The following is a 21,387-nucleotide window of genomic DNA, read 5'->3' on the forward strand; positions in this document are numbered from 1 at the left end:
TATACCGTGACGTCTACGTTAACGAATGAAGCTATTTTGATCAATAAAATTGGCAAAGACTTATCCATCTCCACTAAGAACGTAAAAAATGTGATCGATCTATTAGAAGGTGGGAATACGGTTCCCTTCATAGCGAGGTACAGGAAAGAACAAACCGGAGCACTCGATGAAGTGCAGATCCGCGATATCATGACCAACTGGGAGTATCTACAGAACCTGAAGAATCGAAAAGAAGAAGTGCTGCGTCTAATAGAGGAACAGGGCAAACTGACCCCGGAACTATCAGCAGCCATTTCTTCGGCAGAGAAGTTGCAGCAGGTAGAGGACTTATATCGCCCATATAAACAGAAGAGAAGGACAAAAGCGACGGTAGCGAAAGAAAAGGGGCTCGAACCGCTCGCTGACTTCCTCCTCTCCTTTCCGCTGAATGCTGATATCAATAGAGAAGCCGCAAAGTACGTGTCGGATGAACAGGGAGTAGGAAGCACCGAGGAAGCTTTATCCGGCGCGAAGGACATCATCGCAGAATTTATATCGGATGACGCTGCGCATCGTGAGTACATACGGACTCAGATTTTCCGGAAGGGCCTCATTGAGTCCAAAGTGAAAAAAGAGGAAGAAGACGAGAAGAATGTGTACGAAATGTATTATGCCTACCAGGAGCCGATTCACAAGGTCGTTCCCCATCGTGTTCTTGCCATGAATAGGGGAGAGAAGGAGGGGATCCTGAGAGTAGGGGTACAGGCCGATGCAGAGTCGATCCTCCGCTATTTGAATAAGCAGGTGATCAAGGATACACGCTCGCAGGCGGCGTCCATCGTCCAGGAAGCGATCGAAGATGGATACAAGCGACTGATCCTGCCGTCTGTTGAAAGGGAGATCCGCGGGGAGCTGACCGACAAAGCGGAAGATCAGGCTATCCATATCTTCTCGGAGAATCTGAGGAAGTTATTATTGCAGCCACCGATGAAGGGAAGGACCGTCCTCGGCGTCGATCCGGCATTCAGGACGGGATGCAAGCTTGCCATCATCGATGAAACTGGAAAAGTCCTCTCGATCGATGTGATCTACCCCCATCCGCCACGCTCGCAGAAGGCAAAAGCGGAAGAACAGGTGAAGGCGATCCTTTCGCGCTATCCGATCGAGGTCATCGCCATCGGGAACGGAACCGCTTCAAGGGAGACCGAACAATTCATCGTGGACGTATTGAAGGAAGTGGGGGGAGACATCTCCTATCTGATCGTCAATGAAGCAGGGGCAAGTGTGTACTCCGCCTCAGACATTGCGCGCGAAGAATTCCCTGACTTCCAAGTAGAGGAGAGGAGTGCCGTATCCATCGCAAGGAGACTCCAGGATCCACTGGCGGAACTGGTAAAGATCGACCCTAAGTCTGTAGGGGTGGGACAGTACCAGCATGATGTATCCCAGAAGAAACTGAACGACTCCCTTACATTCGTAGTGGAGACGGCGGTCAACCAAGTCGGGGTGAATGTCAATACTGCTTCGTCCTCCCTCCTTCAATATGTAGCCGGGCTTTCGAAGACGGTGGCAACGAATATCGTCAAGAAGAGAGAAGAGGAAGGGAAGTTCTCCTCAAGGGCACAGCTCAAGAAGATCCCGAGGCTTGGAGCGAAAACCTACGAGCAGTGCATCGGGTTCCTCCGTATCATGGATGGAAAAGAGATGCTTGACCGCACGCCGATCCACCCCGAAAACTATAGTGAGGTGAAGCGTCTTCTCTCCATGACGGGGTATAAGGAAGAACATATCGGTACAGAGGAGCTGAAGCAGGCCCTGCATGCACTTGATGTCCATCAAACGTCGGAAGAGCTCGGTATAGGGAAGCTGACCCTGAAGGATATCATCGATGCGTTGATCCGTCCCGGGCGTGATCCACGTGATCAATTCCCTAAGCCGCTGCTGAAGAAAGATGTGCTGAAGCTTGAGGATCTCAGTCAGGGAATGGAGCTGCAGGGTACGGTACGAAACGTCGTCGACTTTGGGGCTTTTGTGGATATAGGGGTGAAACAGGATGGACTCGTCCATATCTCCAAGCTCAAAAACGGCTATGTCAAACATCCGCTGGACGTGGTATCCGTCGGTGATGTAGTCACGGTTTGGGTCGAAGGGGTGGACGTCCGAAAAGGCCGCGTTTCACTTACGATGGTTCAGTAATAGATGAAAGAGGAGCTGAAGGTCCATTCCTTCAGCTCTTTTTTTCATTACGCTTGCGGTAAAAATTCCAGCATTGGTTCAACAGTTTGATCTGATAGCGGTCTTTCTCCAGATAGGCCCTTCTCATTTGATTGACCAGCCAGCTCGGCACAGGCGCACCTCCCTTAGGAATTTACCCGATGAGTGTGATACTTAATGTATGCTATAATGGATTGTCCCGTTCGTTAAGAAGGGGAAATCCAGGGGAAGAGGGGGCTGGACACCGTGACAAATGAGGAGCTGCAGCAGCTGGTATCAACCTTATCCAAACGTTTGTTTAAACGGCCGTTCCGTCATCAGGCCTACTTCAACCCGCGCCTGCGTACGACAGGCGGCCGCTATATGCTGAAGTCCCATCATATCGATGTGAATCCGAAGTATCTCCAGCAGTTCGGGATGGATGAACTGATCGGCATCATCAAGCATGAGCTTTGTCACTACCATCTTCATCTTGAAGGAAAGGGATATAAGCATGGGGACAGGGATTTCAAAGAACTGCTTGCAGAGGTAGGGGGCCCGCGTCATTGTTCATCTCTGCCTACCCAAAAGAAAAGAGGGAGGCGGCTGACATACAGGTGTACGGATTGCTCCATGGAGTTCATCAGAAAGAGACGGGTGGACACCGATCGCTTCGTGTGCGGACGGTGTAAAGGAAAGCTGATCCTTGAAAAAGTAGAAGAGTTTCAGGGTTCCTAAAAAAAGGCCGGAAAGTTATTGACAACCAACGGTGCAGTCATTATAATCATAAGAGTCGATAAGACGTTCCGCAGTAGCTCAGTGGTAGAGCTATCGGCTGTTAACCGATCGGTCGCAAGTTCGAATCTTGCCTGCGGAGCCAATATGGGGAAGTACTCAAGTGGCTGAAGAGGCGCCCCTGCTAAGGGTGTAGGTCGGGCAACCGGCGCGAGGGTTCAAATCCCTCCTTCTCCGCCATATTATTGTGGCCCGTTGGTCAAGCGGTTAAGACACCGCCCTTTCACGGCGGTAACACGGGTTCGAATCCCGTACGGGTCATTTTCTCTTTTGAGAGAAAAGATACATATGTTCAGTTATTTCGTGGAAGTTGACTTCTGGTTGCGGAAGCGGATCTGGATGGTAGTGATTGATAGCTATTTTGCTATCGCGAAGCAATGATGTTCTTTGTTTTCGCTAACGCGAAACATTAATGATAGCTATTTTGCTATCGCAAAAGCTTTGGTCCGGTAGTTCAGTTGGTTAGAATGCCTGCCTGTCACGCAGGAGGTCGCGGGTTCGAGTCCCGTCCGGACCGCCATTTATCTTCCGAAAAAAGTTGTTGACTTCGAAAGATAGACGTGGTATGATAAATTCCTCGTCAAAAAATGATTATTGGGCTATAGCCAAGCGGTAAGGCATCGCACTTTGACTGCGACATGCGTTGGTTCGAATCCAGCTAGCCCAGCCATTTACGAGCCATTAGCTCAGTTGGTAGAGCATCTGACTTTTAATCAGAGGGTCGAAGGTTCGAATCCTTCATGGCTCACCATTTGATTTCTTGTCTTGGACAAGAGGTCCATCATATGCGGGTGTGGCGGAATTGGCAGACGCACCAGACTTAGGATCTGGCGCCGCAAGGCGTGGGGGTTCAAGTCCCTTCACCCGCACTTTTATCCCTTGAAAAAAGTTGTTGACAAGCGAAATTATCGTGATATAATAGTTAATGTCGCTTCAATAAATGCGGTCGTGGCGGAATGGCAGACGCGCTAGGTTGAGGGCCTAGTGGGTGAATAACCCGTGGAGGTTCAAGTCCTCTCGGCCGCACCAAAAACTTTCAATATTAGCGCCCGTAGCTCAATTGGATAGAGCGTTTGACTACGGATCAAAAGGTTAGGGGTTCGACTCCTCTCGGGCGCGCCATATTTGCTTCTACTGGCTTATACATAATTTTCTTACGGGAAGTAGCTCAGCTTGGTAGAGCACTTGGTTTGGGACCAAGGGGTCGCAGGTTCGAATCCTGTCTTCCCGACCATCACAATTTCATGCGGGTGTAGTTTAATGGTAAAACCTCAGCCTTCCAAGCTGATGTCGTGGGTTCGATTCCCATCACCCGCTCCACTATTTATTTGAACCTTGAAAACTGAACAAAACAAGACAAACACGTCAACGTTAATTCTAGATTTATTTAAAGAGCTATTCAAACTTTTTATGGAGAGTTTGATCCTGGCTCAGGACGAACGCTGGCGGCGTGCCTAATACATGCAAGTCGAGCGGATCGATGGGAGCTTGCTCCCTGAGATCAGCGGCGGACGGGTGAGTAACACGTGGGTAACCTGCCTGTAAGACTGGGATAACTCCGGGAAACCGGGGCTAATACCGGATAACACCTACCCCCGCATGGGGGAAGGTTGAAAGGTGGCTTCGGCTATCACTTACAGATGGACCCGCGGCGCATTAGCTAGTTGGTGAGGTAACGGCTCACCAAGGCGACGATGCGTAGCCGACCTGAGAGGGTGATCGGCCACACTGGGACTGAGACACGGCCCAGACTCCTACGGGAGGCAGCAGTAGGGAATCTTCCGCAATGGACGAAAGTCTGACGGAGCAACGCCGCGTGAGTGAAGAAGGTTTTCGGATCGTAAAACTCTGTTGTTAGGGAAGAACAAGTGCCGTTCAAATAGGGCGGCACCTTGACGGTACCTAACCAGAAAGCCACGGCTAACTACGTGCCAGCAGCCGCGGTAATACGTAGGTGGCAAGCGTTGTCCGGAATTATTGGGCGTAAAGCGCGCGCAGGTGGTTTCTTAAGTCTGATGTGAAAGCCCACGGCTCAACCGTGGAGGGTCATTGGAAACTGGGGAACTTGAGTGCAGAAGAGGAAAGTGGAATTCCAAGTGTAGCGGTGAAATGCGTAGATATTTGGAGGAACACCAGTGGCGAAGGCGACTTTCTGGTCTGTAACTGACACTGAGGCGCGAAAGCGTGGGGAGCAAACAGGATTAGATACCCTGGTAGTCCACGCCGTAAACGATGAGTGCTAAGTGTTAGAGGGTTTCCGCCCTTTAGTGCTGCAGCTAACGCATTAAGCACTCCGCCTGGGGAGTACGGTCGCAAGACTGAAACTCAAAGGAATTGACGGGGGCCCGCACAAGCGGTGGAGCATGTGGTTTAATTCGAAGCAACGCGAAGAACCTTACCAGGTCTTGACATCCTCTGACAACTCTAGAGATAGGGCTTTCCCCTTCGGGGGACAGAGTGACAGGTGGTGCATGGTTGTCGTCAGCTCGTGTCGTGAGATGTTGGGTTAAGTCCCGCAACGAGCGCAACCCTTGATCTTAGTTGCCAGCATTCAGTTGGGCACTCTAAGATGACTGCCGGTGACAAACCGGAGGAAGGTGGGGATGACGTCAAATCATCATGCCCCTTATGACCTGGGCTACACACGTGCTACAATGGACGGTACAAAGGGCTGCAAGACCGCGAGGTTTAGCCAATCCCATAAAACCGTTCTCAGTTCGGATTGTAGGCTGCAACTCGCCTACATGAAGCTGGAATCGCTAGTAATCGCGGATCAGCATGCCGCGGTGAATACGTTCCCGGGCCTTGTACACACCGCCCGTCACACCACGAGAGTTTGTAACACCCGAAGTCGGTGAGGTAACCTTTTGGAGCCAGCCGCCTAAGGTGGGACAGATGATTGGGGTGAAGTCGTAACAAGGTAGCCGTATCGGAAGGTGCGGCTGGATCACCTCCTTTCTAAGGAAGATTTACTAAAACGTTTGACGACGTCGAAGTTTTGTTCAGTTTTGATGGTTTAAGTTTTTTACGAAGCGCAAGCGGAGTAAAATAAACATCCATCTTCTAAATTGTTCTTTGAAAACTAGATAAAGTTTTATTGATAGTCAAGAAATTACCGAGTATCGCCATTTTAGGTTTTTAACCAATTCGGTTAAGTTAATAAGGGCGCACGGTGGATGCCTTGGCACTAGGAGCCGATGAAGGACGGGACTAACACCGATATGCTTCGGGGAGCTGTAAGTGAGCTGATCCGAAGATTTCCGAATGGGGGAACCCACTGTTCGTAATGGAACAGTATCCTTGCTTGAATACATAGAGCTTGGAAGGCAGACCCAGGGAACTGAAACATCTAAGTACCTGGAGGAAGAGAAAGCAAATGCGATTCCCTGAGTAGCGGCGAGCGAAACGGGATTAGCCCAAACCAAGAGGCTTGCCTCTTGGGGTTGTAGGACACTCTATACGGAGTTACAAAGGAACGGGGTAGACGAAGAAGTCTGGAAAGGCTCGTCAAAGAAGGTAACAACCCTGTAGTCGAAACTTCGTTCCCTCTTGAGTGGATCCTGAGTACGGCGGGACACGTGAAATCCCGTCGGAAGCTGGGAGGACCATCTCCCAAGGCTAAATACTCCCTAGTGACCGATAGTGAACCAGTACCGTGAGGGAAAGGTGAAAAGCACCCCGGAAGGGGAGTGAAATAGAACCTGAAACCGTGTGCCTACAAGTAGTCAGAGCCCGTTAACGGGTGATGGCGTGCCTTTTGTAGAATGAACCGGCGAGTTACGATCCCATGCAAGGTTAAGTCGAGAAGACGGAGCCGCAGCGAAAGCGAGTCTGAATAGGGCGAATGAGTATGTGGTCGTAGACCCGAAACCAGGTGATCTACCCATGTCCAGGATGAAGTCCAGGTAACACTGGATGGAGGTCCGAACCCACGCACGTTGAAAAGTGCGGGGATGAGGTGTGGGTAGCGGAGAAATTCCAATCGAACCTGGAGATAGCTGGTTCTCTCCGAAATAGCTTTAGGGCTAGCCTCATGTTGTAAGAGTCTTGGAGGTAGAGCACTGTTTGGACTAGGGGCCCTCATCGGGTTACCGAATTCAGACAAACTCCGAATGCCAAAGACTTATCCATGGGAGTCAGACTGCGAGTGATAAGATCCGTAGTCGAAAGGGAAACAGCCCAGACCACCAGCTAAGGTCCCAAAGTATACGTTAAGTGGAAAAGGATGTGGAGTTGCTTAGACAACCAGGATGTTGGCTTAGAAGCAGCCACCATTTAAAGAGTGCGTAATAGCTCACTGGTCGAGTGACTCTGCGCCGAAAATGTACCGGGGCTAAACGTATCACCGAAGCTGTGGATTGACACCGTTTGGTGTCAGTGGTAGGAGAGCGTTCTAAGGACTGCGAAGCTAGACCGTAAGGACTGGTGGAGTGCTTAGAAGTGAGAATGCCGGTATGAGTAGCGAAAGATGGGTGAGAATCCCATCCACCGAATGCCTAAGGTTTCCTGAGGAAGGCTCGTCCGCTCAGGGTTAGTCGGGACCTAAGTCGAGGCCGATAGGCGTAGACGATGGACAACAGGTTGATATTCCTGTACCACCTTTCTTCCATTTGAGCAATGGGGGGACGCAGGAGGATAGGGTAAGCGCACTGCTGGATATGTGCGTCTAAGCAGTTAGGCTGATGATGAGGCAAATCCCATCATCGTGAAGGCTGAGCTGTGATAGCGAGCGAATTATAGTAGCGAAGTTCCTGATTCCACACTGCCAAGAAAAGCCTCTAGCGAGGAAGATGGTGCCCGTACCGCAAACCGACACAGGTAGGCGAGGAGAGAATCCTAAGGTGAGCGAGAGAACTCTCGTTAAGGAACTCGGCAAAATGACCCCGTAACTTCGGGAGAAGGGGTGCTCTGGTAGGGTGCAAGCCCGAGAGAGCCGCAGTGAATAGGCCCAGGCGACTGTTTAGCAAAAACACAGGTCTCTGCGAAGCCGTAAGGCGAAGTATAGGGGCTGACGCCTGCCCGGTGCTGGAAGGTTAAGAGGAGTGCTTAGCGCAAGCGAAGGTGCGAATCGAAGCCCCAGTAAACGGCGGCCGTAACTATAACGGTCCTAAGGTAGCGAAATTCCTTGTCGGGTAAGTTCCGACCCGCACGAAAGGCGTAACGATCTGGGCACTGTCTCAACGAGAGACTCGGTGAAATTATAGTACCTGTGAAGATGCAGGTTACCCGCGACAGGACGGAAAGACCCCGTGGAGCTTTACTGTAGCCTGATATTGAATTTTGGCACAGCTTGTACAGGATAGGTAGGAGCCTTGGAAGCCGGAGCGCTAGCTTCGGTGGAGGCGTCGGTGGGATACTACCCTGGCTGTGTTGACATTCTAACCCGCGCCCCTTATCGGGGTGGGAGACAGTGTCAGGTGGGCAGTTTGACTGGGGCGGTCGCCTCCTAAAGAGTAACGGAGGCGCCCAAAGGTTCCCTCAGAATGGTTGGAAATCATTCGCAGAGTGTAAAGGCACAAGGGAGCTTGACTGCGAGACCTACAAGTCGAGCAGGGACGAAAGTCGGGCTTAGTGATCCGGTGGTTCCGCATGGAAGGGCCATCGCTCAACGGATAAAAGCTACCCCGGGGATAACAGGCTTATCTCCCCCAAGAGTCCACATCGACGGGGAGGTTTGGCACCTCGATGTCGGCTCATCGCATCCTGGGGCTGTAGTCGGTCCCAAGGGTTGGGCTGTTCGCCCATTAAAGCGGTACGCGAGCTGGGTTCAGAACGTCGTGAGACAGTTCGGTCCCTATCCGTCGTGGGCGCAGGAAATTTGAGAGGAGCTGTCCTTAGTACGAGAGGACCGGGATGGACGCACCGCTGGTGTACCAGTTGTCTTGCCAAAGGCATCGCTGGGTAGCTATGTGCGGAAGGGATAAGTGCTGAAAGCATCTAAGCATGAAGCCCCCCTCGAGATGAGATTTCCCATCACTTTATGTGAGTAAGATCCCTGAAAGATGATCAGGTAGATAGGTCAGAGGTGGAAGTGTGGCGACACATGGAGCTGACTGATACTAATCGATCGAGGACTTAACCAAACGTAATGCAGGCGCGTTGCGCCTGCCAGACTGGCCGATACGCCGGTAATGATTGACTATCAACCCTTTATCTAGTTTTGAAAGAACAATTCTTTCAATGGAATACCTGTCTGGTGACATTGGCGAAGAGGTCACACCCGTTCCCATGCCGAACACGGAAGTTAAGCTCTTCAGCGCCGATGGTAGTTGGGGGATCTCCCCCTGTGAGAGTAGGACGTCGCCAGGCAGTTATTTTTATGCATAACCTTTAAGTAGACTGCATATACTTATTATTATCGTCGCGGGGTGGAGCAGTTCGGTAGCTCGTCGGGCTCATAACCCGAAGGTCGCAGGTTCAAATCCTGTCCCCGCAATACCATTTTGATTCGTGAGGATCGGGATGTAGTGACACTGATAGCTAGTTTGCTATCGCAGTAAATAGATTTTTATTTTCGCTAACGCGAAATATTAATGATAGCTATTTTGCTATCGCAAAAAGCTTTGGTCCGGTAGTTCAGTTGGTTAGAATGCCTGCCTGTCACGCAGGAGGTCGCGGGTTCGAGTCCCGTCCGGACCGCCATTTTGTTTTTTAAAACGAATGCAGATTCGTTTTTTTATTTTGAATCCTTCTAAGTAGACCGCAGTTGCATAGCTGCGGTTTTTGTATTTTATCGGGACAACCAGGTAGAAATATGAGGGAACTCAGCGCGTTGGCTTTACTCGATGCGCCCAAAAAGGGTACACTACATATAGAAGATATCCCTTAGGTATTGTAGATCCTAAGGTTTTTTTATACTTATACAGATGGTAAGGAGATCATTATGAGTGAGTTTGAATATATCAGCAGCAGTCCTGATGAAACGGGCGCTTTTGCCAAGAGGCTTGCGGGTCTGTTGGCTCCCGGGGATGTCCTGACCCTTGAGGGGGACCTTGGAGCCGGGAAGACGACGTTTACAAAGGGTTTGGCCCTTGGTCTTGGGATCAAGCGGACGGTCAACAGCCCTACTTTCACGATCATCAAGGAATACAAGGGGGATCTGCCCCTTTATCATATGGATGTGTATCGATTGGATGATTCGTTTGAGGATCTTGGATTTGACGAGTATTTTGAAGGTGAAGGGGTCACGGTCGTAGAATGGGCTCATCTGATAGAAGATCAGCTTCCGGGAGAGCGGTTGGCCATAGGCATTTATCGTACCGGCGATACGGAAAGAAGAATTGTGCTGGAGCCGGTGGGAGATCGGTACCGCAAGCTTTGTGAGGAGATAATGGCATGAAGATATTAGCGATAGATACATCAAACTTCCCGTTGGGGGTCGCACTGATCGATGAGAATAAGGTGATCGGTGAATACATGACCAATGTGAAGCGGAATCATTCCCTGAAGGCGATGCCTGCCGTGGAACAGCTGTTGAAGGACTGTGATACGGACGTCAGGGAATTGACGAAGATCGTCGTGGCGAATGGACCCGGGTCTTATACGGGTGTCAGGATCGGTGTCACGCTTGCAAAGACGCTTGCCTGGTCTCTTGATATTCCCCTTGTACCGGTATCGAGTCTGGCCGTACTGGCTTCATCAGGACGGTACTTCAATGGTTATCTTTCCCCGATCTTTGATGCGAGGCGTGGACAGGTTTATACGGGTCTGTACCGTTTCCGGGATGGGAAGCTGGAGAATGTCCTCGAGGACCGGAATGTGATGCTGACGGATTGGGTGGATGAACTCCGGAACTATGAGGGAGAGATCCTGTTCGTCGGGAATGATACGGGTATCCATGAAGAAGCGATAAAAGGAGCCCTTGGGGAAAAGGCGGTGTTAGCACCGTTTGTGAGCCATAACCCGAGACCGTCTGAGCTCGCCTATATCGGAATGGGTATGGAAGAATCGACGGCCCATGAGGTGCTGCCGAACTATATCCGTATGGCGGAAGCCGAAGTGAAATGGCTCGAAGCCCAGAAATCTAACGAAGAATAGGACTTGTGCATAATGGAGATACGATTTATGACAGTCGATGACGTGGATGCCGTCATGGAAATCGAAGAACAATCCTTTACTGTTCCGTGGAGCCGGGAAGCGTTCATAAGTGAAATGGAAGAGAACCATCTGTCCATGTACATCGTCATTGAAGACGAGGGACAGATTGCGGGCTACTGTGGCGTGTGGATCGTCGTGGATGAAGCACATATCACGAATGTGGCCGTTCTTCCATCCCACCGTGGGAAGGGATACGGGGAGCTTCTGATGCGCAAGATCATGGAGATGGCCATTGAATCGGGTGCCAGGGTCATGACGCTCGAGGCCCGGGTGAGCAATGTGCCGGCCCAGAGTCTGTATAGGAAGCTCGGATTCCAAGATGGCGGGATCCGGAAACGATATTATTCTGATAATCAAGAGGATGCTTTAGTTATGTGGGTGAATTTATGATAAAAGATACGTTCGTATTAGGAATTGAAACCAGCTGTGATGAAACGGCTGTGTCCATCGTGAAAAACGGGACGGAGATCGTCAGCAATGTCGTCTCATCACAGATCGAAAGCCATAAGCGCTTTGGCGGTGTCGTACCGGAGATTGCGTCACGGCATCATGTGGAGCAGGTGACGTTTGTCCTCCAGGAAGCGCTCGATCAAGCGGAGATGACGATGGAGGAGATCGACTGCATCGCTGTGACGGAAGGACCGGGTCTGGTAGGCGCACTCCTGATCGGGGTCAATGCAGCCAAGGCACTTGCATTCGCTCATAACAAACCGTTGGTCGGTGTCCATCATATTGCCGGGCATATCTATGCCAACCGGTTAATCCATGAAATGACGTTCCCCCTCCTGTCCTTGGTTGTATCGGGAGGACATACGGAGCTTGTTCTCATGAAGGGTCACGGGGAATTTGAAGTGATCGGGGAGACGCGTGATGACGCAGCCGGGGAGGCTTATGATAAAGTTGCCCGTACGCTGAGCCTTCCGTATCCAGGGGGTCCCCATATAGACCGACTGGCCCATGAAGGGGAGCCGGTCATCGACCTTCCAAGGGCGTGGCTCGAGGAAGGATCCTATGACTTCAGCTTCAGCGGCTTGAAGTCGGCCGTGATCAATACTCTCCATAATGCGAAGCAGAAGGGGAAAGAGATCAAGCCGGAGGATCTTGCAGCAAGCTTCCAGGCAAGCGTCATCGATGTACTTGTGACGAAGGCGAAAAGGGCTGTGGAAGAATACGGTGTCGAACAGCTCCTTCTGGCAGGTGGAGTTGCGGCCAATAAAGGACTGAGACATGCTTTGGAGACAACGTTTGAAAGCCATGCATGTGAGCTCATCGTCCCGCCCCTATCCTTGTGTACGGATAATGCGGCCATGATTGCCGCTGCAGGAACCATCCTGTTTGAACAAGGGAAGCGTGGCGGACTGGATATGAATGCAAATCCCGGATTGGATCTGGAACAGTTTTAATAAGATTACACCTCGAATGGAATCGTCCGTTCGAGGTTTTTTTATTGGGAACGTACGTTTTATCAACAGTCTGTGGATAATTTGGGGATAAGTAGTGCGTAAGATGTGAATGGCTTGTGAAGAACAGATGGGGATATGTAGAATTTGGAATGTGGATAATGTGTATAAGTTGAGCGGTAATTGTGGATAGTGTGGAAAAGGTTTGTGGATATAGAATTGACGAGGTTGGAAATGTGGATAATCTTGTGGATGAATAGTGGAGTGTTTTTTCTGAAAGAAGCTCTTCCTTTCCTTTACCCGTTTAGACCATCCCACTAACCAAAGAAGCGGTTCAAGGTCTTTTCAACCTTGAACCGCTTCAGTCTTACTCTTCCACTAATTCTTCCAGCTCCGTCCATTCTTCCAGAAGGGCATCCAGTTCCTCTTTAGCCAGGGTCAGTTCGTCATTCAGAGTCTGAACACGTTCGTGATCTTGGAAGATATCCGGATCGCACAGGAGGGTTTCTTTTTCTTCAATGGAACCTTCGAGTACGGTCATCTTCTCTTCAATCTCTTCGATGCGCCGTCTTCGTTGACGCTCAAGCTTTTTGGCTTCTTTATCGATCTTGTGCGACTGCTTCTGCTGTGTACCTTTTACCGGTTCTGCCTTGGTCCGTTCCAGGGCGGCGAGCTCTTCCTGCTCCTGTAGCTTATGAAGGTAGTAGTCATAATCCCCGAGGTATTCGGTGGATCCGCCTGTGGACAGCTCGATCACCTTGGTGGCGATCCGGTTGATGAAGTAGCGGTCATGGGATACGAACAGGATCGTGCCCGGATAGTCGATCAGGGCGTTTTCGAGGACCTCTTTGCTGTCCAGGTCGAGATGGTTCGTCGGCTCATCGAGGATGAGGACATTCCCTTTTTCCATCATCATCTTGGAGAGGGCGAGGCGGGCCTTTTCCCCTCCGCTCAGGGTGTTGACGGGCTTCAGGACGTCTTCACCCGTGAAGAGGAAGTTCCCGAGGACGGTCCTGATCTCTTTTTCGTTCCTCATCGGGTATTCATCCCATAGTTCATTGAGGACCGTCTTGTTGGAAGAAAGGTCCGCTTGCTGCTGATCATAGTAGGAGATGAATACATTGGATCCGAATTTGAAGTCCCCACTCAATGCCTGCAGTTTGTTGACCAGGGTCTTGAGGAGCGTGGACTTCCCGATCCCATTCGGTCCGACAAGGGCGATGCTGTCACCTTTCTTGATGGAGAAGTCGATATGGGAGGCGATGGCTTCCCCGTCCCCGTACCCGATGGTGAGGTCATTGACGTGAAGGACATCATTCCCGCTCGGGCGATCGATCTGGAAGGCGAAGGAAGCGGATTTTTCGTCACCCTGCGGCCTGTCCATGAGATCCATGCGCTCAAGTTTTTTCCGCCTGCTCTGGGCCATCTTTGTGGTGGAGGCACGGGCGATGTTGCGCTGGATGAAGTCTTCGAGCTTTGCGACCTCCTGCTGCTGGCGCTCATAGAGCTTAAGGTCCTTCTCGTAATCCAGCGCCTTCTGCTCGAGGTACTTGCTATAGTTCCCCACGAACTTCTTGCTCCGGTTGCGGGAAATCTCATACACCTGGTTCACGACGCTATCCAGGAAGTAGCGGTCATGGGATACGATGAGCACGGCACCCGGATAGCCTTGAAGATATCCTTCTAGCCAGGAAAGCGTCTCGATGTCCAGATGGTTCGTCGGCTCATCGAGGATCAGGATATCGGGCTTGGTCAGGAGGAGCTTCGCAAGGGCGAGACGGGTCTTCTGTCCACCGGAAAGGGTGGAGATTTTCGTCCCATGGTCGAAGGAAGCGAAATTCAAGCCGTGGAGGACGGAACGGATATCGGCTTCATACTGATAGCCACCGGACTCCTTGAAGGTGACTTGAAGCTCGTCATACTCCTTCAATACCCGCTGATAGCGGTCTTCATCTTCATAGACGGACGGATCCGCCATCTCTGCTTCCAATCTTCTAAGCTGCTTTTCCTGTTGGAGGAGGTGTTCGAATACCGTCAGCATCTCGTCCCAGATGGAAAGCTCCGACTCGAGACCGGTATTCTGGGCCAGGTAGCCGATGCTCACACCCTTGGGCTTTGTGATTTCTCCGGAGTCATGGGATAGCTGTCCGGCAATGATCTTCAGGAGGGTCGATTTGCCGGCACCGTTCCGTCCGACGAGGGCGACCCGGTCCTTGGTTTGGATCTCCAATTTGATATTGGTCAATATATTATCTGCACCAAAATTTTTGGTCAGCTGATTCACTTGCAGTAGAATCATGTCGGTTCACCTCTGTTTCATTAGTGCTAGTGTACCGTATTTCCCAGGTGGACGGCAATAAAAGGGGAGGAACTATGACTATTAATCTGGATACAAATAGGATAGAATAGAGTGTATGATGGAAAATAGATAAAAGATATACCTTCTTTTTGGAAGCGCTGACAGACCAAAAGGAAGAGGGTTTATAAGATGTGGGGGAATACAAGAGATGAATCAGGAAACAACGAAAATTCCACAGGCAACGGCCAAGCGCCTTCCGCTATACTACCGTTTCATCAAGAATCTGTATGCTTCAGGGAAGCAGCGGGTATCGTCGAAGGAGTTAAGCGAAGCCGTGAAAGTGGATTCCGCGACCATCCGGAGGGATTTCTCCTATTTTGGGGCGTTAGGGAAGAAGGGCTATGGGTATAATGTGAATTATCTCTTATCCTTTTTCAGGGAAACGCTTGACCAGGATGAACTGACGAAGGTCGTATTGATCGGCGTGGGGAATCTCGGAACGGCTTTTCTTCATTACAATTTCATAAAGAATAACAATACAAAGATCGAAATGGCCTTCGAGGTGGATGAAGCGAAGGTGGGGACGGAAATCAGCGATGTGCCCGTCCACCATATGGATGAGCTTGAGGAGAAGCTGAAGGGGATGGATATCGAAGTCGCGATCCTGACCGTGCCGGCCTCATCTGCTCAAAATATCACAGATCGCCTTGTGTCTTCGAAGATCAAGGGGATCCTGAACTTCACACCGGCACGCCTGACGGTTCCTGATCATATCAGGGTCCATCATATCGATCTGGCAGTGGAACTTCAGTCACTCGTCTATTTCCTCAAGCATTACTCAGGGGAAGACACGGAAATGTCACAAGATGGAATCGTAACGGAATAGAAAATTCTGACCATTTGCGTTATGATAGAAGAATATAAGGGGAGGTGTCTCATTATGGTAGGTCCTGGAAGTATGATGCTGATTGCAGTGGTCGCCCTTTTGATTTTCGGCCCGAAAAAATTACCGGAGCTTGGGAAAGCAGCCGGCAATACACTACGTGAATTCAAAAACGCAACCAAAGGCTTAGCGGATGATGAAGACGATAAGAACAAAAGTGCCAAGTAAAGTAGGATGAACGCCATGAGTCAAACCCAAAAGGATATGACAGTCTTTGAGCATATAGGAGAATTGCAGAAACGACTCATGTTTGTAGTCGTTTTCTTCTTGTTAGCCGTTGTGGCAAGCTTCTTCCTTGCCGAACCGCTCATCAAGTATCTGCAGCATGCGGACGAAGCGAAAGAAATGACGATGAATGCCTTCCGTGTGACGGATCCCCTGAAGATCTACATGGAGATGATCATGTTCATCGCGGTCATCATGACGTCACCAGTCATCCTTTATCAGGTGTGGTCCTTTGTGTCGCCCGGTCTTTATGACAAGGAGCGGAAGGTGACCCTGAGCTACATACCGGTATCGGTCCTCCTGTTCCTCGGTGGACTGGCATTCTCATACTTCATCCTGTTCCCGTATGTTGTATCGTTCATGATGAGGCTATCAGGCGATCTCGATATCCAGCAGGTGATCGGGATCAATGAGTACTTCCAATTCCTCTTCCAGATTACGATCCCATTCGGCCTGCTATTCCAGCTGCCCGTGGTGATGCTGTTTCTGACGAGGCTCGGGATCATCACGCCGATGATGATGGCGAAGGCGAGGAAAGCGGCTTACTTCGTGCTGTTGGTGATTGCCGCCTTCATCACGCCTCCGGACATCGTCTCCCATATGATGGTGACCCTCCCGCTGTTGATCCTCTATGAGATCAGCATAGGGATCTCACGAATCGGATATAGGAAGTACCTACAGGCGGAACAGCAGATGGAAATTGAACGCGTGGAAGAAGAACTCAATCAACACAAAGGCTGATTCAGCCAAAAAAACCGGATCCACCGATCTTCATGGAACGAAGTCGGATGGATCCGGTTTTTGTTTTAACTAAGCTTACTTCTTCTGGTTCAGCTGCTGCTTGATCCTGAAGTGGAGAAGGACCATGCGTATGCCGGAACCGAAGTCCAGGGTGGCAAGGAAGATCAGCATATAGGTGAAAAATCCCCAGCCTGTGTCCCGGACCGTGTGGATGGCAAAATAGGTGAACAGCACCCCAAGAAGAATGTAAATCACGCCGGAGAACAGGGGTGATCGTCTCATTATAGGAAACCTCCAATAAATCCTTGTATTTTTTCAGCTTCATTCATGATCTTTTCAATTTCATCCCGGTAGACGGTCTGCATGATGACCACCATCGTATTCATGGCCACGTGGGCGCAGATCGGTACGAGGATCCGTTTCGTTCTTACATATAGGAAGGCGAACGTAAAGCCCATGGCAGAGTACAGGATCACATGCACCGGCTCGAAGTGGGCAAGGGCGAAGATCACGGAACTGATCAATGCGGCGAAGAAAAAGTTCATTCGCTGATAGAGTGCCCCAAAAATGATCTTCCTGAACACGATTTCTTCCAGGATCGGCCCGATGATGGCGACGACGATCATGGCAAGGGGAACATTGTCCACGATGCCCATGATGTTCTGGGTGTTTTCAGAACCGGCCTGGATGCCGAGAAGGGTCTCGATCTGGATGGCGATGGCTTGTGCGAAGAACGCCATGAAGATCCCGACAACGGCCCAGACGACGGAAATCCCGGCGCCTGCAGGGGCAGAGCGTTCGAGCTTGAGTTTCGATGGTGCGCTTTTTCGCAGGATGAGCAGGACGATGATCAGGGTCGCGGCGAAGCTGAAGATCAGCCAGGAACCGACGGCCACCTGCTGCATGTATTCTTTAGTCTGTCCAAACACTTCTGTGCCGGCCTTATAAAACAGGAGCGGTCCAACCGCACCGGCGAGCTGCATGACAACATAGGCGATCAAAATGTATCCATAATGTTTATTCAACGTTTTATCTCCTTTTAAGCAAGCCTTAGGCCTGACAGGACAGACCCTTGTACAATTCTACTAATAAATGCGGAACTGTTCAAATCTCACGGTCATGGGAATATTGCTGGGAATCGCCACATAGGATAGTGAGGTGTGAAAAAAGGGGGAAAATGACGAAAAAATTTTTAAGCAGGACTCTTGCAAAATGAAAACGAATTATTTAATATAATAACTGTGTTAGCACTCATGATAAGCGAGTGCTAATAAAACCTAATCTACATATTTTCAAGGAGGTTGTTTCACTTGTTAAAACCACTAGGTGATCGCGTCGTAATCGAGCTAGTCGAAACAGAAGAAAAGACAGCAAGCGGTATCGTACTCCCGGATTCTGCTAAGGAAAAACCGCAAGAAGGTAAGATTGTCGCTGTAGGTACAGGTCGCGTTCTTGACAACGGTGAGCGCGTCGCTCTTGAAGTGTCTGTAGGCGATCGAATCATCTTCAGTAAATACTCTGGTACAGAAGTGAAATACCAAGGCACAGAATATCTCATCCTTCGTGACAACGATATCCTTGCCATCGTAGGCGAATAATTAATCGAACCAACACATATACGCACCAACCATGAACTGATATTAAAGGAGGACGTTTGAAATGGCTAAAGAAATTAAATTCAGCGAAGAAGCACGCCGTTCCATGCTTCGCGGGGTAGACCAATTAGCAAACGCAGTAAAAGTAACACTTGGACCAAAAGGTCGCAATGTTGTGCTTGAGAAGAAATTCGGTTCTCCACTCATCACCAATGATGGTGTAACCATTGCGAAAGAAATCGAGCTTGAAGATGCATTCGAAAACATGGGTGCGAAGCTTGTAGCGGAAGTCGCAAGCAAAACAAACGAAATCGCCGGTGACGGTACAACGACTGCAACGGTCCTAGCGCAAGCGATGATTCGTGAAGGGCTAAAAAACGTAACAGCAGGAGCAAACCCTGTCGGCGTACGTAAAGGAATTGAGAAGGCTGTCCAAGCGGCTGTCGAAGAGCTGAAAGCCATCTCTAAACCAATCGAAGGCAAAGATTCCATCGCACAGGTTGCAGCGATTTCTGCAGCGGACGAAGAAGTCGGCCAATTGATTGCTGAAGCCATGGAGCGCGTAGGTAACGACGGTGTCATCACGATCGAAGAATCCAAAGGATTCACAACTGAGCTTGACGTTGTGGAAGGTATGCAGTTCGACCGTGGATATGCATCTCCATACATGGTGACAGACTCAGACAAAATGGAAGCGGTCCTTGATAATCCGTACATCCTGATCACGGACAAAAAGATCGGCAACATCCAGGAAGTCCTTCCTGTCCTTGAGCAAGTCGTACAACAAGGCAAACCACTATTGATGGTAGCGGAAGATGTTGAAGGCGAAGCCCTTGCAACACTTGTTGTGAACAAACTTCGCGGTACATTCAATGCAGTGGCTGTCAAAGCACCTGGATTCGGTGACCGTCGTAAAGCCATGCTTGAAGACCTTGCTGTATTAACTGGTGGAGAAGTGATCACGGAAGACCTTGGTCTTGACCTGAAATCTGCCAACATCACACAGCTCGGACGTGCAGCGAAAGTCGTTGTCACAAAAGAAAACACAACGGTTGTCGAAGGTTCTGGAGATCCAGAAAAAATCGCAGCCCGCGTAAACCAAATCCGTGCTCAATTAGAAGAATCTACTTCTGAATTCGATAAAGAAAAACTACAAGAACGCCTAGCGAAGCTTGCTGGTGGAGTAGCCGTCGTGAAAGTCGGAGCTGCTACTGAAACCGAGCTTAAAGAGCGCAAACTACGCATCGAAGACGCATTGAACTCTACACGTGCGGCAGTCGAAGAAGGAATCGTATCCGGTGGTGGTACGGCTCTAGTGAACGTCTACAACAAAGTCGCTTCCATCGAAGCAGACAGCGATGTAGCCACTGGAATCAACATCGTCCTTCGCGCGCTTGAAGAACCAATCCGTCAAATCGCACACAACGCCGGCCTTGAAGGCTCCATCATCGTGGAACGCCTCAAGAAAGAAGAAGTGGGCGTAGGCTTCAACGCCGCATCAGGCGAATGGGTCAACATGATCGAACAAGGAATCGTCGACCCAACCAAAGTAACACGTTCTGCCCTCCAAAACGCAGCATCTGTAGCAGCTATGTTCTTGACTACAGAAGCCGTAGTGGCCGACATCCCAGAAGAAGGCGGCGGAATGCCGGATATGTCTGGAATGGGCGGTATGGGTGGAATGGGCGGCATGATGTAATCTGCCCCCTCAAACCACTGATTTGTCATGGGGAACCGCTCTGCTTAGATAACGGTCCTCATATTTCAAGAAGCCTCCCGCAAGTTGCATAAACTTGTGGGAGGCTTCTTTATCTTAAATAGATCATTAATTAACATACCGCTTCTCTTTTATAAGTATCTTCAGAGTTGAGTTAAAAAAAGGTAGATAAGAATCGAATAAGAATTTCAAAAAAAAAGTCCATCCCACAACCAAATGTTTCAAATAGTTGATACCGAACCCCAAACAAAATATACTTAACTAAGAGCTATCTTGTCTCATAATATGAAAGCATTTTCATAAACGAGCATACGCGTTTATACTACTAAAAAGAACGGAATTGTCTTCAAGGATCCCCGTCATTCGACGAGATTGAATCCATTCGTTCAAATGTTCACAAAAGGAAGGGAAAAAGATGAAAAAACTATTGGGAATCGATTTAGGTGGAACCACCGTTAAATTTGCTATTATGACTGAAGATGGTGAGATTCAACAGAAGTGGAGCATCGGGACGGATATCCGGAACGATGGGAAGCAGATTGTGCCACAGATCATTGAGTCGATTAATCACCATTTGGAATTATACGGGTTGAGCGCTGATACATTCTTGGGGATCGGCATGGGCTCTCCTGGGACGGTTGATCGGGAAAATGGGACGGTCATCGGAGCGTATAATTTGAATTGGAGCACCCTGATACCGGTTAGACAAATGATCGAAGCGGGTACAGGAATCCCTCTTTATATCGACAATGATGCGAACGTTGCTGCATTGGGTGAAGGTTGGAAAGGTGCCGGTGAAAACGGCAAGGATGTTGTGTTCGTGACCCTCGGTACTGGTGTAGGCGGTGGCATCATTGCAGAAGAGAACCTTCTTCACGGAAACGTGGGGGCTGCAGGTGAGATCGGTCATATGATCGTCGAGCCTGAAGGGTACCTTTGTACGTGTGGGAATCATGGCTGCCTGGAAACCGTGGCAAGTGCGACAGGTGTCGTCCGTCTGGCCAGGGATCTTTCCGAGGAATACGCTGGTGATTCCGAACTGAAAGGATTGATTGATGACGGGCAGGAATTGACGGCCAAGACCATTTTTGATCAGGCAAAAGCCGGCGATCCCCTCGCAGTCATCGTAGCGGATAAATTCTTCTTCTATCTTGGCCTTGCATGTGCGAACATCGGGAATCTCCTCAACCCTGAGACCATTGTCATCGGCGGCGGAGTTTCGGCAGCGGGAGACATGCTCTTGGAAGGGGTAGAGAAATACTTCCAGCAGTTCGCCTTCCCGTCCATCCGGACAAGCACGAAGTTGAAACTGGCTCAGCTTGGAAATGACGCAGGTGTGATTGGTGCAGGTTCATTGGTGACTCGGCAAAAATAACATCATCCGTACAAGCTGAAGTCCGGTA

Annotated in this window: 16 protein-coding genes, 13 tRNA genes and 3 rRNA genes; 28 read left to right on the forward strand and 4 right to left on the reverse strand. The window is 49.9% G+C overall.

Annotation, left to right across the window (positions count from 1 at the left end; translation table 11 throughout):
* Window positions 1-6 precede the first annotated feature (6 nt).
* Window positions 7-2,175 carry a Tex family protein gene (locus tag D5E69_RS01665; protein ID WP_148796095.1) on the forward strand — a complete coding sequence of 723 codons (2,169 nt, stop codon included), beginning with the start codon at window positions 7-9 and terminating at the stop codon, window positions 2,173-2,175.
* Window positions 2,176-2,206: 31 nt separating this feature from the next.
* On the opposite strand, the gene cmpA is transcribed toward D5E69_RS01665, so the two are convergent.
* Entirely contained in the window at window positions 2,207-2,326 is a 120-nt protein-coding gene (cmpA, locus tag D5E69_RS01670; protein WP_148796093.1) for a cortex morphogenetic protein CmpA, read from the reverse strand.
* Between the two features lie 113 nt (window positions 2,327-2,439).
* On the opposite strand from cmpA, the gene D5E69_RS01675 reads away from it, so the two are divergent.
* The 21 genes from D5E69_RS01675 (at window position 2,440) to tsaD (ending at window position 12,467) form a co-directional block, all read left to right on the forward strand.
* Window positions 2,440-2,910 carry a SprT family protein gene (locus D5E69_RS01675; protein WP_063191084.1) on the forward strand — a complete coding sequence of 157 codons (471 nt, stop codon included), beginning with the start codon at window positions 2,440-2,442 and terminating at the stop codon, window positions 2,908-2,910.
* Window positions 2,911-2,977: 67 nt separating this feature from the next.
* Window positions 2,978-3,052: transfer RNA gene (locus tag D5E69_RS01680), tRNA-Asn, on the forward strand.
* 4 nt (window positions 3,053-3,056) lie between these two features.
* Window positions 3,057-3,147, forward strand: a tRNA-Ser gene (locus D5E69_RS01685).
* A gap of 9 nt (window positions 3,148-3,156) precedes the next feature.
* A tRNA-Glu gene (locus D5E69_RS01690) sits at window positions 3,157-3,228 on the forward strand.
* 182 nt (window positions 3,229-3,410) lie between these two features.
* A tRNA-Asp gene (locus D5E69_RS01695) sits at window positions 3,411-3,487 on the forward strand.
* Window positions 3,488-3,562: 75 nt separating this feature from the next.
* Window positions 3,563-3,637 (forward strand) — tRNA-Gln (locus D5E69_RS01700).
* Window positions 3,638-3,642: 5 nt separating this feature from the next.
* Window positions 3,643-3,718 (forward strand) — tRNA-Lys (locus D5E69_RS01705).
* A gap of 36 nt (window positions 3,719-3,754) precedes the next feature.
* Window positions 3,755-3,836, forward strand: a tRNA-Leu gene (locus tag D5E69_RS01710).
* A gap of 73 nt (window positions 3,837-3,909) precedes the next feature.
* A tRNA-Leu gene (locus tag D5E69_RS01715) sits at window positions 3,910-3,996 on the forward strand.
* A gap of 16 nt (window positions 3,997-4,012) precedes the next feature.
* A tRNA-Arg gene (locus tag D5E69_RS01720) sits at window positions 4,013-4,089 on the forward strand.
* A 35-nt stretch (window positions 4,090-4,124) separates the two neighbouring features.
* Window positions 4,125-4,201: transfer RNA gene (locus D5E69_RS01725), tRNA-Pro, on the forward strand.
* 12 nt (window positions 4,202-4,213) lie between these two features.
* Window positions 4,214-4,287, forward strand: a tRNA-Gly gene (locus tag D5E69_RS01730).
* A gap of 87 nt (window positions 4,288-4,374) precedes the next feature.
* Window positions 4,375-5,925: ribosomal RNA gene (locus D5E69_RS01735) — 16S ribosomal RNA — on the forward strand.
* Between the two features lie 191 nt (window positions 5,926-6,116).
* Window positions 6,117-9,050 (forward strand): 23S ribosomal RNA (locus tag D5E69_RS01740).
* Window positions 9,051-9,159: 109 nt separating this feature from the next.
* Window positions 9,160-9,276, forward strand: a 5S ribosomal RNA gene (rrf, locus tag D5E69_RS01745).
* Together the 16S, 23S and 5S rRNA genes with 13 tRNA genes alongside form the textbook arrangement of a ribosomal RNA operon.
* A 53-nt stretch (window positions 9,277-9,329) precedes the next feature.
* Window positions 9,330-9,403 (forward strand) — tRNA-Met (locus D5E69_RS01750).
* A 129-nt stretch (window positions 9,404-9,532) separates the two neighbouring features.
* Window positions 9,533-9,609: transfer RNA gene (locus tag D5E69_RS01755), tRNA-Asp, on the forward strand.
* 241 nt (window positions 9,610-9,850) lie between these two features.
* On the forward strand, window positions 9,851-10,306 hold the full coding sequence (tsaE, locus tag D5E69_RS01760; RefSeq protein ID WP_048015732.1) for a tRNA (adenosine(37)-N6)-threonylcarbamoyltransferase complex ATPase subunit type 1 TsaE: 456 nt from the start codon (window positions 9,851-9,853) through the stop codon (window positions 10,304-10,306).
* On the forward strand, window positions 10,303-11,004 hold the full coding sequence (gene tsaB, locus D5E69_RS01765) for a tRNA (adenosine(37)-N6)-threonylcarbamoyltransferase complex dimerization subunit type 1 TsaB (protein WP_048007694.1): 702 nt from the start codon (window positions 10,303-10,305) through the stop codon (window positions 11,002-11,004). The genes tsaE and tsaB overlap by 4 nt, the downstream gene beginning before the upstream one ends.
* 27 nt (window positions 11,005-11,031) lie before the next feature.
* On the forward strand, window positions 11,032-11,454 hold the full coding sequence (gene rimI, locus D5E69_RS01770; protein ID WP_231579155.1) for a ribosomal protein S18-alanine N-acetyltransferase: 423 nt from the start codon (window positions 11,032-11,034) through the stop codon (window positions 11,452-11,454).
* Window positions 11,451-12,467 (forward strand): tRNA (adenosine(37)-N6)-threonylcarbamoyltransferase complex transferase subunit TsaD, encoded by a 1,017-nt coding sequence (gene tsaD / locus D5E69_RS01775; protein WP_048007692.1) that lies wholly within the window; start codon window positions 11,451-11,453, stop codon window positions 12,465-12,467. Before rimI ends, tsaD begins: the two co-directional genes overlap by 4 nt.
* A 364-nt stretch (window positions 12,468-12,831) precedes the next feature.
* Here tsaD and D5E69_RS01780 read toward each other — a convergent pair whose 3' ends face one another.
* Window positions 12,832-14,763 carry an ABC-F family ATP-binding cassette domain-containing protein gene (locus D5E69_RS01780; protein WP_159129125.1) on the reverse strand — a complete coding sequence of 644 codons (1,932 nt, stop codon included), beginning with the start codon at window positions 14,761-14,763 and terminating at the stop codon, window positions 12,832-12,834.
* 208 nt (window positions 14,764-14,971) lie between these two features.
* Between D5E69_RS01780 and D5E69_RS01785 the strand changes: the two genes are divergently transcribed.
* Genes D5E69_RS01785 through tatC form a run of 3 tightly spaced genes read left to right on the forward strand, consistent with a single transcriptional unit; the run spans window position 14,972 to window position 16,672 of the window.
* The gene (locus D5E69_RS01785) at window positions 14,972-15,649 is read left to right on the forward strand and encodes a redox-sensing transcriptional repressor Rex (RefSeq protein WP_048007690.1); all 678 of its coding nucleotides are present in this window, start codon (window positions 14,972-14,974) and stop codon (window positions 15,647-15,649) included.
* Window positions 15,650-15,703: 54 nt separating this feature from the next.
* Entirely contained in the window at window positions 15,704-15,874 is a 171-nt protein-coding gene (locus D5E69_RS01790) for a twin-arginine translocase TatA/TatE family subunit (RefSeq protein ID WP_200843174.1), read from the forward strand.
* A 15-nt stretch (window positions 15,875-15,889) separates the two neighbouring features.
* On the forward strand, window positions 15,890-16,672 hold the full coding sequence (gene tatC / locus D5E69_RS01795; RefSeq protein ID WP_048007688.1) for a twin-arginine translocase subunit TatC: 783 nt from the start codon (window positions 15,890-15,892) through the stop codon (window positions 16,670-16,672).
* Window positions 16,673-16,747: 75 nt separating this feature from the next.
* On the opposite strand, the gene D5E69_RS01800 is transcribed toward tatC, so the two are convergent.
* Window positions 16,748-16,954: a YdiK family protein gene (locus D5E69_RS01800; RefSeq protein WP_048007687.1), complete on the reverse strand. Its 207-nt coding sequence runs from the start codon at window positions 16,952-16,954 to the stop codon at window positions 16,748-16,750.
* Entirely contained in the window at window positions 16,954-17,697 is a 744-nt protein-coding gene (locus D5E69_RS01805) for a CPBP family intramembrane glutamic endopeptidase (protein WP_048007686.1), read from the reverse strand. Before D5E69_RS01805 ends, D5E69_RS01800 begins: the two co-directional genes overlap by 1 nt.
* Before the next feature lie 285 nt (window positions 17,698-17,982).
* Here D5E69_RS01805 and groES point away from each other — a divergent pair, with 285 nt between their 5' ends.
* From groES to D5E69_RS01820, 3 genes are all read left to right on the forward strand, one after another.
* On the forward strand, window positions 17,983-18,270 hold the full coding sequence (gene groES, locus D5E69_RS01810; RefSeq protein ID WP_048007685.1) for a co-chaperone GroES: 288 nt from the start codon (window positions 17,983-17,985) through the stop codon (window positions 18,268-18,270).
* Window positions 18,271-18,331: 61 nt separating this feature from the next.
* Entirely contained in the window at window positions 18,332-19,966 is a 1,635-nt protein-coding gene (gene groL / locus D5E69_RS01815; RefSeq protein ID WP_048013535.1) for a chaperonin GroEL, read from the forward strand.
* A gap of 433 nt (window positions 19,967-20,399) precedes the next feature.
* A complete protein-coding gene (locus tag D5E69_RS01820) occupies window positions 20,400-21,359 on the forward strand; it encodes an ROK family glucokinase (RefSeq protein ID WP_048013534.1) in 960 nt (319 codons plus the stop codon).
* Window positions 21,360-21,387: the final 28 nt, after the last annotated feature.

This window comes from Rossellomorea marisflavi, assembly GCF_009806575.1.
In the GTDB taxonomy this organism is placed as follows: Bacteria; Bacillota; Bacilli; order Bacillales; family Bacillaceae_B; genus Rossellomorea; species Rossellomorea marisflavi_A.

What these genes read in the sequence shown, in the direction of transcription:
- tsaE (WP_048015732.1), top strand. Translation starts at nt 9,851, where the DNA reads ATGAGTGAGTTTGAATATATCAGCAGCAGTCCTGATGAAACGGGCGCT.
- tsaB (WP_048007694.1), top strand. Translation starts at nt 10,303, where the DNA reads ATGAAGATATTAGCGATAGATACATCAAACTTCCCGTTGGGGGTCGCA.
- rimI (WP_231579155.1), top strand. Translation starts at nt 11,032, where the DNA reads ATGACAGTCGATGACGTGGATGCCGTCATGGAAATCGAAGAACAATCC.
- tsaD (WP_048007692.1), top strand. Translation starts at nt 11,451, where the DNA reads ATGATAAAAGATACGTTCGTATTAGGAATTGAAACCAGCTGTGATGAA.
- D5E69_RS01780 (WP_159129125.1), bottom strand. Translation starts at nt 14,763, where the DNA reads ATGATTCTACTGCAAGTGAATCAGCTGACCAAAAATTTTGGTGCAGAT.
- D5E69_RS01785 (WP_048007690.1), top strand. Translation starts at nt 14,972, where the DNA reads ATGAATCAGGAAACAACGAAAATTCCACAGGCAACGGCCAAGCGCCTT.
- D5E69_RS01790 (WP_200843174.1), top strand. Translation starts at nt 15,704, where the DNA reads ATGGTAGGTCCTGGAAGTATGATGCTGATTGCAGTGGTCGCCCTTTTG.
- tatC (WP_048007688.1), top strand. Translation starts at nt 15,890, where the DNA reads ATGAGTCAAACCCAAAAGGATATGACAGTCTTTGAGCATATAGGAGAA.
- D5E69_RS01800 (WP_048007687.1), bottom strand. Translation starts at nt 16,954, where the DNA reads ATGAGACGATCACCCCTGTTCTCCGGCGTGATTTACATTCTTCTTGGG.
- groL (WP_048013535.1), top strand. Translation starts at nt 18,332, where the DNA reads ATGGCTAAAGAAATTAAATTCAGCGAAGAAGCACGCCGTTCCATGCTT.
- D5E69_RS01820 (WP_048013534.1), top strand. Translation starts at nt 20,400, where the DNA reads ATGAAAAAACTATTGGGAATCGATTTAGGTGGAACCACCGTTAAATTT.